Below are 14,690 nucleotides of genomic sequence, written 5' to 3' on the forward strand. Positions count from 1 at the left end.
CGGAGTGCGCCGCTCGCGGCGCACGTGCCTCTGGGTTTTTCTGGATTGAACACTGCCGCCATGCATGACCAAATCGAAAACATCTATTCGCTGACGCCACTGCAAAAAGGCCTGCTGTACCACGAGGTCTATGCGCCCGAATCCCGGGTCTACTACCAGCAAATGCGCATCGCGCTTGCCGGTGAACTCGACCTGGACGCCTTCCGCCAGGCCTGGACCGCCCTGATACAGCGTCATGCGGTGCTGCGCACGGCGTTTCTGTGGGAAGAACTGGACGACGCTTTTCAGGTCGTCCTCAAGGCCGTCGATCTGCCACTGCGCGAAGTCGATCTGCGCGGCAATCCGCAAGGGCTGGCGAGCGTGGCGGCAGAAGATCATGCACGCGCCTTCGAACTGGGCGCCGCGCCGCTGATGCGATTGACCTTGGCGCGCCTGGACGACGTCAACGGCCAGGCTCACTGGTCGCTGGTGTGGACCCATCATCACCTGCTGCTCGATGGCTGGAGCGTGGGTTTACTGCTGGCCGACTGGCGTGAGTTGTACCGCGCAGTCCGCCGTGGACAGCCTGCCGCCCTGGAAACCGTGCGGCCGTTCCAGGACTATGTGGCTTATCTCGGTGAGCGCCCCAGCGCCGAGGCGTTCTGGCGCAGTCGCCTGGCTGACTTTGCCAGCACCACCCGCGTGCCCGAATCGGACCCGCGCGGCCTGCTCGCCGCCACGGTCGATGCAAGCCTGCCGTGCACCGAGCATCTGCGCGTGCTGGACGCCACCACCACGGCGCGCCTGAGCACGTTCGCCCGTGACCACAACCTCACCCTCAACACGTTGCTGCAAGCGGCTTATGCGTATCTGCTGGGTCGCCATAACGGCAGCGATGAGGCGCTGATCGGCGTCACCGTGGCTGGCCGCCCGCAACGCCTTGGCGGTGTCGAACGGATGGTTGGCCTGTTCATCAATACCTTGCCGCTGCGCGTGCGCTGGGATGATGCGCCGACCGTAGGCCAGTGGTTGGCCGGTGTTCAGGACTGGAACGCCGAAATGCGCGAACACGAGCACACGCCCTTGGCCAGCCTGCGCGCCCTGACCGCGCTGCCGCCCGGTGGCGAGCTGTTCGAAGCGATCATGGTGTTTGAAAACTTCCCGTTCCCGAAAGAACTCGACCAGATCGACGACGGCCTCGTCGGTTTGCCCGACGCCGAACACGCTGCCGCGTTGCGCCACACCGGCGGGCGCAACAACTATCCGATGTCGCTGATCGCGTCGATGGAAAGCGACACCCTGCATTTGCATCTGGTGCATCAGCGCAAACGCCTGAGCGATGCCGCTGGCGCACGCCTGCTCGAACAATTGATCACGCTGCTCGACGCGCTCAGCCACGACGCCAACCGCGCACTCGCGGATGTGCCGCTGTGCCCGGCCCACGAGCTGAACCTGACCCGCACCTGGGGTAACGGCGTCACGCTGGCAGTGCCGGACGAGACGTTGCATGAGCTGATCGCCCGGCAGGCGCGTCGTCACCCCGAACGCGAAGCCGTCCGCGACAGCCTCGGTGCGTTGAGCTACGGCCAGTTGCTGGAAGCCTCGACGGGACTGGCCGGCGCCCTGCGCCTGCGCGGCCTGCAAGCGGGTGATCGTGTCGCCCTGGCCCTGCCGCGCAATAACGATGCGGTGATCTCATTGCTGGCGGTGATGCAGGCGGGCGGCTGTTTCCTGCCGCTGGACCTCGGCCAACCCGCCTCGCGCCTGAGTGCACTGATCGCCAGTGCCGACGTGGACTTCATCATTGGTGCGCCGACGTTCGATACGGCGTCGGCGCAGGTGATCGACGCGACCGCTCGCGCCAACGGCATCGACCTGCCCAGCGTGGATCAACAGGCCTGCGCTTATGTGATTTACACCTCCGGCTCCACGGGCGTGCCTAAAGGTGTGCGGGTGTCACATCGCGCCATCGTCGCTTACATCAGCGGCATTCTCGCCGAATTGGGCTGCGCCGAAGCGCCGCAGCCATGGCGCCACGCGCTGCTGTCGACCCTGGCGGCGGACCTGGGCTACAGCCAATTGTTCGGTGCACTCACCAGCGGTGGCAGTCTGTTACTGGTGGACGACGACACCCGCGCCGACCCGAACGCCCTGGCGCAGTGCTTTGCGCACTTCACGCCTGACCTGGTCAAGCTCACACCGAACCACCTGCACGGTTTGCTCGCCGCCCACCCCGACGCCAGCCTGTTGCCACGTCGTGCGTTGTTGCTCGGTGGTGAAGCCTTGCCAGGTGCGCTGTTGGAGACGATTCGCGGGCTGAGTCCGCAACTGGCGGTCTACAACCACTACGGCCCGACCGAAAGTGCGGTGGGTATCTGCCTGTCCCGCATCGAGCAGCCCCTGGCTGGCGTACAACCGCTGGGGCACGCACAGCCGAACCGGCAACTGCGCGTCCTCGATAGCCACGGTCATGCCGTGCCGGTCGGCGTACCGGGTGAGCTGTGGGTCGGCGGTGAAGGTCTGGCCATCGACTATTTGGGCGACCCGGCGCAAACCGCTGCGCGTTTCACCGCCGTTGCCGACCTGCCCCGCGCCTACCGTACCGGCGACCGCGTGCGCTGGCTGGAATCCGGTGAGCTGGCGTTCCTCGGACGCGTGGACAACCAAATCAAACTGCGCGGCTATCGCATCGAACTGGGCGAAGTCGAGGCGCAGATCAAGCGCCTGTCGAACAACATCCACCAGGTGCTGGTGCGCGTGGTGCAACCGGCCAACGAAACACCGCGCCTGATCGCCTGGCTGGTGGCCAGTACCTCGATGTCGGCCGACAAGCTGCGCTACGACCTGGCGCTGCGCGTGCCGGATTACATGGTGCCGTCCGACTTCATCGCGCTGGATGCGATCCCGCTGAACGCCAATGGCAAACCGGACATTGCCCGCCTGCCATTGCCCGACGCGCCGACCCGCCAGGACACCTACGAAGCCCCCCGCGATGCGGTGGAAGCGGCGTTCGCCGAGATCTGGCAGGACGTGCTGCAGATCGAACGGGTAGGCATCCATGACAATTTCTTTGCCTTGGGCGGCGACTCGATTCTGAACCTGCAAATCATCGCACGCGCCCACCAGCGCGGGATGAAACTGACGCCCAAGCAACTGTTCGAGAACCGTACCATCGCCGACATCTCGGCGGTGATCAGCCAAGGCGCAGGGTACAGCCGCACGACCACCGGCACAGCGCGGCAAGTGCCGCTGACCGCCGGTCAACATGCGCGCCTGCAAGCCGGCCCGTTGAGCGCAGACTGGTATTACGTGGCCCTGACCACGCCCATCAGCCTGGAGGTATTGAGCCGCGCGGTGCTCGCCCTGCAACAACAGCACCGAGCGCTGCAGCTGGGCCTCGTTCAACACGCCGATGGCACGTGGGCGCAAACCCTGCCCACCACGCCCAAGCCGGCGAGTGCCAGCCAACAGGCTTTCAACCCGGACAATGCAGCCACCCTGGCCGCGACCGTCGAAGCAGCCATGGATCACGCCGCGGGCGAAGGCTGGCACGCGTGCCTGTCGGCAGCCGGTGATGCAGTGCTGCTGGTCAGCCATGCATTGCGCCTGGACGCGGCATCCTGGGCATTGCTGATGACGGACCTGGGACTGGCCATTGCCCAGGCGCAATACACGCGCACCATCGAGCTGCCGCGCCACGGTGGGCATGTGGATGAATGGGCCGAGCTGCAAAACGAGCGCGCACGTGATGAGGATGGCCTGGAGCCCGCCTGGGAGTACTGGCTGCAGTACGCCGGCGAAACCCTGCCGAGCAACGCACAAGGCCCGGCGGCAGCGAGCCAGGTGCCGATTTCGCCAGCGCTGAACGAACGGCTGGTGCTGCTGCAACGCCGCAGCCATGCACCTTGGGCGTCATTGGTGACCACGGCGGTTGCCGCGCAGTTGGCAGAGCACAGTGGCGTACACGACGTGTGGCTGAGCCTTGATCGCGGTCGCTGCGAGCGCGCCCGCTTGCCGCTGTCCAGCCCCCTGAGCCGCACCGATTTCGACCCGGCCACCGTGCTGGGTGCACTGAGCCATGCCGTACCGCTACGCCTGAGCATCGCCCCCGCCACCCGCCCAGCGCAGTGGCTTGCCCAGGTGGACGCACAACTTGCCGCCGCGCCGAACACCGGTGACGACTACGGCGTGCTGCGTTATCTGGCGGATAACGACTATCTGCGCGAGCCGCTGCTGAGCCTGCCGCAGCCTGACGTGCACATCGTCATGGCCGGTGTCTGGTCGGTTCATGAAGGGCCGCTGGGCGACGTCATCGCCAGCAGCACGCCTGTCGATGCCAGCAGGCTGACCATCGCCGTCAGCCTGCGCAGGGGGCAATTGCACATTGAGTGCCGGGGCAATGGCGCTGAACACTGGGCTACCGCACTGGCGCAGCGCCTGGACCTGCTGGCGGCCGACGCCGAGCACGCCACGCCGGGCGCCCACGCGTTCCCGCTGTGCCGCGCGGCGGGTCATGACCTCGCCGCACTGGGGGCTGGCTTCGACTGGGCAGGCATCGACGATTTGCTGCCGCTGTCGCCCATGCAGGAAGGCATGTTGCTGCATACCCTGCTGCGTCCCAACAGCGGTATCTATCTGATGCAGCAACGTTATCGCTGGGACGGCGACCTTGACCGCAACGCCATCGAATATGCCTGGGCGCAACAATTGGCCCGGCATCCAATGCTGCGCACCGGGTTCTGGTGGCAGGATGGCAAAGCCGCACTGCAATGCGTCTACCACGACACCGATGCGGCGTTCGCCTGGTACGACTGGCGCCACCTCGATGAAGCCAGCCGCCAGCGTCAGCTTGACGCCGTACTGGACGCCGAATGCCGCCAGGGCTTTGACATGCGCCGCCCACCGCTGACGTTCCTGCGGGTGTTCCAGGTGGCTGATCAGGAGTTCCTGATCGTGCGCAGCTTCCATCACATCCTGACCGATGCCTGGTGCTTTGGCCTGCTGATGGCGGATCTGTTCGCCCACTATCAGGCCCGCGTCCTTGACCAGCCGGCAGCACGCCCGTTGCTGCCGTCGTTCGGCAACTACATTCATTGGCTGCAATGCCAGGACAGCGCGATCACCGAGCAATTCTGGACCCGCGAACTGGCCGGGTTCAGCGCTCCGACGCCGCTGGTGGTGGACCGCCCGGCCCTGGCCGAGCAAGCAGTCGAAACCGTGGCCAACCTCGACGTCACCCTGTCAATTGCCGACACCCGCGCCTTGACTGCGTTGTGCCAACAACACCAGCTCACACCCAACACTTGGATTCAGGGCGCCTGGGCCTTGTTGCTGTCGCGCTACAGCGGCAGCGATGATGTGCTGTTCGGTGTCACCGTGTCAGGACGTCCAACCGATTTGCCGGGTGTGGAAGACATTGTCGGCCTGTTCATCAACAGCCTGCCGCTGCGGGTCAAGGTCGATGATGCGCAAACAGTGGTGCCGTGGCTGCAAGCCTTGTTCGCGCACAACTTCGAGTTGCGCGCCTATGAGCACGCGCCGCTGGTGGATATTCAACGCTGGAGTGAAATCGAGCACGGTCGCTCGCTGTTCGACAGCCTGGTGGTGTTCGAAAACGCACCGTTCGACGCTGGCCTGTCGGATCGCCAGGTGGACTTCAGCATCGACATATATGAAGACCGCGTGCACACCAACTACCCGATGACCGTCGTGCTGTATCCGGGTGACCGGCTGGGCATTCGCCTGACCTACGATGCCGCGCGCTTCGACGCCGACACCGTCGAGCGCATGCTCGGGCACCTGCGCCAGTTGCTCACACAGATGGTGGCCGAACCTCACGCCCCCCTGGCCTCGCTGTCATTGCTGACGCCGCAAGAGCGCCAGACGATGCTGGTGGACTGGAACCGCAGCACGTTGGAGTTCCCGCTGGACCAGTCCTACGCCGCACTGTTCGCCCGGCAAGTGGCCGAGCATCCGCAGCGTATCGCGGCGGTGTGTGGCGCTGACAGCCTGAGCTACACCGAACTGGATCAGCGTTCAAACCGTCTGGCCCGTGCACTGGTGGAAACCGGCGCCGGGCGCGATACCCTGGTAGCGTTGGCCGGCGAGCGTGGCCTGCCGTTGTTGAGCATGATGATTGCCGTGCTTAAGGCCGGCGCCGCGTACTTGCCGCTGGACATCAAACATCCGCCGCAGCGCTTGGGTGAAATCCTCGAACTGTCCGGCGCCACCCTTCTGATGAGCAGTGACAGCGCCGACGCGGTGATCGAGCAGGCATTGGCGGCCAGTTCGGCCCAGCCCTACCGTCTGCGCTGCGAAAGCCTGTGGCTGGCCGGCGACGCATCGCCGCTGGAGAGTGCCGCCAGCCCGGATGACCTGGCCTATGTGATCTTCACGTCCGGCTCCACCGGCACGCCGAAAGGCGCGATGGTCGAGCAACGCGGCATGCTCAATAACATCTTCGGCAAAGTACCGACGTTGGGCCTGTGCAGCGAAGACCGCATCGCCCAGACCGCGTCCCCGGCATTCGATATTTCGGTCTGGCAGTTCCTCGCGGCCCCGCTCCTGGGCGCCACTGTGCACATTCTGCCGGACGTGATTGCCCACGACCCGGAACGCCTGCTGCAAGCACTGGAGGATCAGCAGTTATCGGTACTTGAAGCCGTGCCCACCATGATCCGTGCCCTGCTCGACCTTGCCACTGCCAACACGCGCCTGTCGGCCTTGCGCTGGTTGCTGCCGACCGGTGAAGCCCTGCCTCCAGCACTGGCCCACGCCTGGCTGAGCCGCTTTGCCCACATACCGCTGATGAACGCCTACGGCCCTGCGGAATGCTCCGATGATGTGGCGTTCCACCCGCTGACCACGGTGTCCGACGAAAGCGGCAACGCCATGCCGATTGGCCGCCCGACGGCGAACAATCAGTTGTACCTGCTGGATGCCGCGCTGCGCCCGGTGCCGGTGGGTGTGCCAGGTGAAATCTGCGTCGGTGGTGTCGGCGTGGGTCGCGGCTACCTCAATGATCCAGAGAAAACCCGTGCAGCCTTCGTCGCGCATCCATTCGAACCCGGTGCCCGCTTCTACCGCACCGGTGACCTGGGTTGCTGGCGTGCGGACGGGGTGATCGAGTTCCTGGGGCGTCGCGATCAGCAAGTGAAAATCCGTGGCCACCGCATCGAATTGGGGGAAATCGAAGATCATCTGGGTCGTCATCCCGCCTTGCAATCGGTGGCGGTGATTGTCAACGCCGATCCACGCGGCGAGCTGCAACTGATCGCCTACTGGACCGGCGCCGATACACCGGTGGCCGAGCTGCGCGAGTGGCTGGCGAAGCGACTGCCGTCGTACATGGTGCCGGCCCACTGGCAACAGCTGGAAGCATTGCCGTTGAACACGAACGGCAAAGTCGACCGCAAGCACCTGACAGCGCGAGCGCTGGACAGTAACGGGGTCACCGAACGGCAACCGCTGAACAGCGACACCGAGCAGCAATTGGGCGCGATCTGGGCACAGATACTCAACGTGACCACCCTTGGCGCCGACGACAACTTCTTCGCCCTCGGCGGACACTCGTTGCTGGCGACGCTGGTGGTTTCACGCATTCGCAGCCAACTGGCGGTGGAGCTGCCGCTGCGTGCAGTGTTCGATCACCCGGTGCTGGAAAATCTGGCGCGCGCCATCGATAACGCTCGCTTGCAGGCCGCCCCGGTGGGCTTGCCGGCAATCACCCAGGCCTCGCGTTCGCAACCCTTGCCGTTGTCGTTTGCCCAGCAACGCTTGTGGTTCCTTGAGCAGCTGAATCCGGGCTCCAGCGGCTTCAATATTCCGTTCGCCCTGACCCTGACCGGTGCGCTGAATGTCGAAGCCCTGCGCCTGGCTTTCGAGCAACTGATCGCCCGTCACGAGGTGCTACGCAGTACCGTGCACAGCGCCCATGGCGAGCCATGGCAGCGAATCGAAGCACCGCAGGCATTTGACTTGCCGGTCGCTGACCTGCGGCAGGTCCCGACGCCAGAGCAGGAAGCGGCCATTGGGCTGCAACTGGCGCAGGTGTTCGGCGAGCCGTTCGACCTGACCCGCGCGCCACTGATCCGTGCACGCGTGTTGCAACTGGACGCGCAGACCCATGTGCTGGCCATCGCCCTGCACCATATCGCGGTGGATGCCTGGTCGATTGCGCAACTGGTCGAGCAACTGGCGAACGATTACATCGGCTTCGGCACTGACGCACCGCGTATTGAAGCCCCTGCCCTGCAATACGCCGACTTTGCGGTGTGGCAGCGCACGCACCTGCCGGGGCCGGTCTGGCAGCAGCAACTGGCTTACTGGCGTCAACAGTTGCACGCCAGCCCCGCGCCGCTGTTGTTGCCCGGTGCACAGCCCCGCGAGCACGCCGGTGTCGCACGTCATCGCCGCCGCCTGCCGGTGACGCTGGCACACGCCATTGGCGCGCTGGCGACTGCCCGTGAAGCGTCGCCGTTCATGGTGCTGCACAGCGCGTTGAACGTGCTGCTGCATCAACAGACGGGTCGCGAAGACCTGCTGGTGGGCACCGACATCGCCAACCGTCACCAGCAACAGACCGAAGACATGGTCGGCTTTTTCGTCAATCAGTTGGTGCTGCGCTGCCGAGTCACGCCGCAACAGACCTTCAGCGAACAGCTCAGCGAAGCCCGTCGCGTGGCACTGGACGCCTTTGCTCACCAGGACCTGCCCTTCGACGCCCTGGTGGCTGATCTGTTGCCACAACGGGATGCGCGTTACACGCCGTTTTTCCAGGTCAAGCTGGTGGTGCAGAACACCCGTCAGCAAGACTTGCATTTGCCAGGGCTGGCGATCAGCGAGCGCGAACTTGAGCCACAAGCCTCGGACGTGGACCTGCTGATCAACGTGGTGGATGACGGCGACGGCCTGCTGGTGGTGTACGACTATGACACCGGGCGTTATGCCAGTAGCTACATCGAACTGCTCGACAGCCTCTTCGTCTGCCTGCTGGAACAACTGGCCCTGAATGCCGACGTCTCGGTTGCCGCGTTGCTGGCCGCGCTCAATCAACTGCAACAGGTTCGCCGTGAGCAGGCACAAACGGCGCTGCGTGAAGCCGGCAGTGCGCGTCAAAGCGCGCTTGGCCAGGCCCGTCGGCGCAGTGTTGTACCGGATGCCGGCCAATGATGCTCGCCCTCACGTCTCACTTTTTTGTACAGGTCTCAGCATGACTCAGACTCACGAAGACACACCGTTTGAAGGCTTCGAACTGTCCCCGCAGCAGGCGCAGTTGTGGCGACTGCAACATACGCGCCTGGCGCCGACTGCCCAGCGCGCCAGCCTGCATATTCGTAGCGGGCAGCCGCTGGACGCGGTGCGGTTGAAAAACAGCTTGCTGACACTGATCGAGCGTCACGAGATTCTGCGCACCCGCTATCAGCAACTGCCGGGGTTGTCTCTGCCGATGCAGGTGATCGAGGCGTCGAGCACGGATTGGCAAGCGCTGGACATCGAATTGCACACCGACGCTCATTCGGCAGCCTTGCGCCTGCCGGCGTTGCACCTGGACAGCACCAGCCTGCGGTATCTGGCACAGGAGTGGGCCGCCGCCTACCTGCAAGCCGCGCCTGGGGAACCGCCGCTGCAATACGCGGACTACGCGGCATGGCGCCTGGAATCGATGGACGATCAGACGCGCCAGTTCTGGGCCGAACAGTTCAACGCGATGATCGCTGACGTGCCGTTGCCCTGGCAGCGGCAGACGCCTGCACCGAGCGGCCCGCTGGAACCGGACCAGATTGCCCTGACGCTGGACGCCACCACCCTGCAACGCCTGGAACAGCAGGCGCTGAACCTGGGTGTCAGCCCGGCGACGCTGGTCCTCGCCGCCTGGGTCACCGTGTGGCAACGCTACAGCGAAGCCGAGCGCCTGACGTTGGCGTACGACAACCAGACGCGTGCAGAGGTGCTGGGCGATGCCCTCGGTTTGTTCTGCGAACCGCTGCCGCTCACGCTCGATACTTCTGCTGAGCAGTCTTTCACCGCGCTTTGCCAGCAGGTGCATGAACGTGCCAGCGTGCTCGACGATGCACGCGACACCTATCCGAGCCACCTGAGCAATACCCCCGTACTGGCGGGCGTGGGCTTTCGTGAACTGGGCACGGCACCCGACAGCGCGCTGAACGATGCTGGCTGGCACATCACTCTGGCTGACAGTTCCAGCGCCGCTTGCGCGCTGTTGCTGCAATACGCGCCGTGTTCGGCCACGGCATTGACGCTGCACTTTGATGCTGCGCGTTACACCGCCGAGCACATCGAGGTCCTCGCCGGGCAATTGCTGAGCGTGATCGAGCATAGCCTGCGTGAACCGTCCACCAGCCTGGGCCGAATGACGACCTGCAACGTCGCCGAGCAACAGCGGGTCACGGGTGCACTCGCGCAGTCGCCGGTATTGAGTGCGCAGCAAGAACAGCAGTACGCCAGCACGTTTGCCCTGCCCAACCTGGCAGCCTGTTTTGCCCAGGGATCGAGCGCCAACGGCCAGCGCCCGGCAGTCACCGGCCCTGGCGGCACGTTGAGCCACGCCGACCTGGAACAACGGGTCAGCGCGCTCACCCAGCAACTGCTCGCCCAACAGCTGGAGCCCGGTGCACGCATCGCCCATTTCCTGCCGCGTGATAGCGATGCGGTGGTGGCGCTGGTGGCGATCCTGCGGGCCGGGGCCTGCTATGTGCCGATTGACCCGAGCTACCCGAGCGAACGCATCGAACACATTCTGCGCGACAGCCAGGCGCGCCTGGTATTGACCCATCAGGCGCGCATCGCTGAGCTGCCTGCTGATTGGCAGTCGAGCGCGCTGGCGATGGATCAGGCACTGCCCGCGGTGCCGTTACGCCGCGAACCGAGCGTGGCACGTGATCAACCGGCTTATCTGATCTACACCTCCGGCAGCACCGGCCAGCCCAAAGGCGTGGTGATCAGCCACGCCAACGCTCTGCATTCCTTGGCGGCGCGGCTGGCGGGGTATCCGCATCCGGTACAACGTTTCCTGCTGCTGTCGTCGTTTGCCTTCGACAGTTCCATCGCCGGGCTGTTCTGGAGCCTGGCGCAGGGTGGCTGCCTGCACCTGGCCAGCGAAACCGAACAGAAAGACCCGGTGCAACTGGCTCGCGTGATTCGCGAACAGGGTGTATCGCACCTGCTGGCGCTGCCTTCGCTGTACGCCTTGATTCTCGACGAGTTAGGCGATATTCCGAGTAGCCTGAACACGGCGATTGTCGCCGGGGAAAGCTGCCCGCCAGCCCTGGTCGCCAGCCATCACCGCCGGCAGCCGCAGGCACAGCTCTACAACGAATACGGCCCGACCGAAGCCTCGGTGTGGAGCACCGTCGCGCTGTGCCAGGCCGATCAAAACCCCGGCTACGTGCCGATCGGTCGCGCCATCGCGCATACCCGGGTGTACGTACTCGACAGTGAGGGCGCTCCCGTAAGCCGTGGCCTCAAAGGTGAGCTGCACATCGCCGGGCCGGGGTTGTCGCAAGGTTACCTGGGCCTTGCGCAGATGAGCGCCGAGAAGTTCGTCGCCGCTTGCCACCCTTCTCTCGACGGCCAACGCCTGTACCGCACCGGCGACTTCGTCTCGCAGGATATCGATGGGCAACTGCTGTTCCTGGGGCGTACCGATTCGCAGATCAAGCTGCGCGGTTATCGTATCGAGCTGGGCGAGATCGAGTCCGCACTGTGCAAGGTCAGCGGTGCCACGTTGGCATCGGTGCTGCTCGATACCTCGCAGGCCGAACCGAGCCTGCGCGCCTTCATCGAGTCCGCCGAGCCGCCTCAGGCCAGTGCCGTGCGTGAGTCGCTGGCGACGCTGCTGCCGGCGCACATGGTGCCTGCCGATATCCAGTGGCTGGCGCAATTGCCCCGCACCGCCAACGGCAAAATTGACCATCGCGCCCTGCTGGCCCGAGCGCCAAGCCGTAGCCTTGCGGCCTATGAAGCGTCTGAAGGGCATGTCGAGCACGTGCTGGTGGCGGTGTGGCAAGAGCTGTTGGACGCGCAAGTGATCGGTCGTCACGACGACTTTTTTGCCCTGGGTGGCCACTCCTTGCTGGTGGTGCGCATGACGGCCAGACTGCGTGCCATCCTCGGCGTTGAGGTTCCCGTCAACGTGATTTTCCAGCATCCGACGCTGATCGCCCTCGCCGGCCAGATCAGCCGGCCGCACGACCGCACGGCGGTGATCACCCTGCAGGCCGGTGAGCCCGGACAGACGCCGTTGTTCTGCCTGCATCAACCATCAGGCACCGTGCATCACTACATGCCGATGGTTGCCGGGCTGCCGAAGACGATGCCGGTGTTTGGCATTCCACTGCCCGACACCCTGCGCGATCAGGACATAGAAGCATTGGCCCGCGAGTATGTGCCGCAGATTCGCCAGATTCAGGCGCAAGGGCCCTATCGCCTCGGCGGCTGGTCGATGGGAGGTCTGCTCGCGCTGGAGCTGGCACGCCAACTGGAAGCACAGGGGCAGGCCGTCGAATGGCTGGGGCTGTTCGACAGCACGTTGCACGCCGAAGACGAAAGCCTGGATTGGGAAGCCCTGTACGCCCTGGTTGAGCAGGAGTTGAGCAGCGACAGCCGCTCGCGCCTGACGGCGCCGAGCCTGGCCCAATTACGCAAGGCAACTGCAGGGTTCGGGCGGGTGGAACAATTGCGCTTCGCCCTGTTGCAATGGGTGGATGCCAATGGCCTCGAACTCAGCGCGCCGAGGGCATATGTCGAGCAGACCTTGAACGTGATGGCCGATGCTCGACGCTGGGTCAGCGCATATTCGGTGCCGGCGGTGAACACCGTGCTGCACTTGTGGTGGGCCGAGCAGACGATAATCGAGCGCCCGAGCCTGCCGGTGCAGTGGGACGCGGCCAGCCAGCGAACCCGCCACTATCATGTAGCAGGTGATCACGACACGATCCTGGGTCAAACTGCCTTCCACGAACAACTCAGCAAGTCGCTGGCCTCGCCCTCGACGGAAACCCTCGCATGAACCTGATTTTGTATCTCTACCGCCAATCGGCCCGCCTGTTGGCACTGGCTTCGATCACCGGCGCACTGGGCGGCCTGGCCAGTGCCGGGCTGGTGATCCTGATCAACCGCGGGTTGGCCAATCCGCAGCAACTGCCGGAACTGGCCCTGGGCTTTTTCGGGTTGTGTGCCGGTATGTTGCTGAGCAAGCTGTGCTCGGAACTGTCCCTGCTGCACCTGACCCAGAGCGCGATCTTCCAGATGCGCATCGATCTTTCGCGCAAGCTGCTCGCTACGCCGCTCAAGCGTCTGCAAACGATGGGCAAGCACCGGTTGCTGGTGATCCTCACCGATGACGTACATACCTTCACCGCCGCCTTCGAGTGGGTGCCCTTGCTGTTCGTCAACGCCGTGGTGACCCTGGCCTGTTTCGCCTATCTGGCCTGGTTATCATGGTCGCTGCTGGCAATTCTGGCGCTGTTCCTGATGGTCGGCCTGGTAGCGTTTCATTTGGCCGAACGCGGCCCGTTGAGCCATCTGGAACGGGTACGCCAGCAAAAGGATGTGCTCTACCAGCACTTTCGCAGCCTGATTGAAGGCAGCAAGGAGCTGCAACTGAACAACGCCCGTGGGGAGGCCTTTGTCGACAAGGTTATCCGTCCTGGCGCCGATGAGTTTCGTGTGCGTTTTCTGCGAGGCATGGCCGGGTATTCGGTGGTCGCCAACCTCGGCACGCTGCTGTTTTATCTCAACCTTGGCGTGCTGCTGTTTATTGTTCCGTTCTGGCTGCCGCAATCGATCACGGTCCTGACCAGCTTCACCGTGACGTTGCTGTATCTGGTGCGGCCCATATCCGACCTGATGATCGCCCTGCCCTCACTGCGTCAGGCCAGTATCGCGCTGAACCGCATTCGCCAACTCGACGCTGAGCTGAGTGCCCAGGCCCAAGTGGCGACGCCGACACACGATGTGTTCGCCTGCAAGGGGCCGATGCGCCTGGTGCTGAACGGTGTGTGTCACCGTTATCCCGGCGAACACGAAGATCATCCCTTCATGCTCGGACCCGTCGATCTGAGCCTGGAACAGGGCGAGTTGGTGTTCGTGGTCGGCGGCAACGGCAGTGGCAAAACCACCCTGTCGATGCTGTTGCTCGGCCTGTACTCACCGGAGTCCGGCGCCGTCGTACTCAATGGCGTGGAAGTCGACGACGATAATCGCGAGCAGTACCGCCAGCACTTTGCTGCCGTGTTTGCCGACTTTCATTTGTTCGAACATTTGCTGGGCGACGATGGGCCCGGCGCCGAACACCGCACCAGCGAAGCGACCCGCTACGTGAAAGCGTTGGGCCTGGGACACAAGGTCAGCATTGTTGACGACCGCTTTTCGACCGTCGAGCTGTCCACCGGGCAGCGCAAGCGACTGGCGCTGGTGTCAGCCTATCTGGATGACAAGCCGTTTTACCTGTTTGACGAATGGGCTGCGGACCAGGATCCGACCTTCAAGCGCGTGTTCTACATGGAGCTGCTGCCGGAGCTGAAGGCCCGTGGCAAGACGGTGATCGTGATCACTCACGACGATGCCTACTTCCAGCAGGCCGACCGGGTATTGAAGGTCGAAAACGGTCGTCTTACCCAAGTCGAGGCCCATGCGGCCTATGCGTGATGCGACGGCGTAACGTCGGCGCCCGGGCAAGAATGGGGCGG

General features: G+C 64.3%; 3 protein-coding genes. All 3 read left to right on the top strand.

Annotated elements, in window-relative coordinates; genetic code table 11:
* Positions 1-60: 60 nt before the first annotated feature.
* The 3 genes from AD670_RS27830 to AD670_RS27840 are packed head-to-tail and all read left to right on the top strand — an operon-like array spanning position 61 to position 14,649.
* The gene (locus tag AD670_RS27830) at positions 61-9,150 is read left to right on the top strand and encodes a non-ribosomal peptide synthetase (protein WP_053139762.1); all 9,090 of its coding nucleotides are present in this window, start codon (positions 61-63) and stop codon (positions 9,148-9,150) included.
* Between the two features lie 40 nt (positions 9,151-9,190).
* Complete coding sequence (locus AD670_RS27835) at positions 9,191-13,009, top strand: amino acid adenylation domain-containing protein (protein ID WP_053139765.1); 3,819 nt, start codon at positions 9,191-9,193, stop codon at positions 13,007-13,009.
* Positions 13,006-14,649, top strand: a complete 1,644-nt coding sequence (locus AD670_RS27840; RefSeq protein ID WP_053139767.1) for a cyclic peptide export ABC transporter — start codon at positions 13,006-13,008, stop codon at positions 14,647-14,649. The genes AD670_RS27835 and AD670_RS27840 overlap by 4 nt, the downstream gene beginning before the upstream one ends.
* The last annotated feature ends 41 nt before the right edge of the window (positions 14,650-14,690 follow it).

The sequence above is a fragment of the Pseudomonas sp. MIACH genome, from assembly GCF_001269925.1.
In the GTDB taxonomy this organism is placed as follows: domain Bacteria; phylum Pseudomonadota; class Gammaproteobacteria; order Pseudomonadales; family Pseudomonadaceae; genus Aquipseudomonas.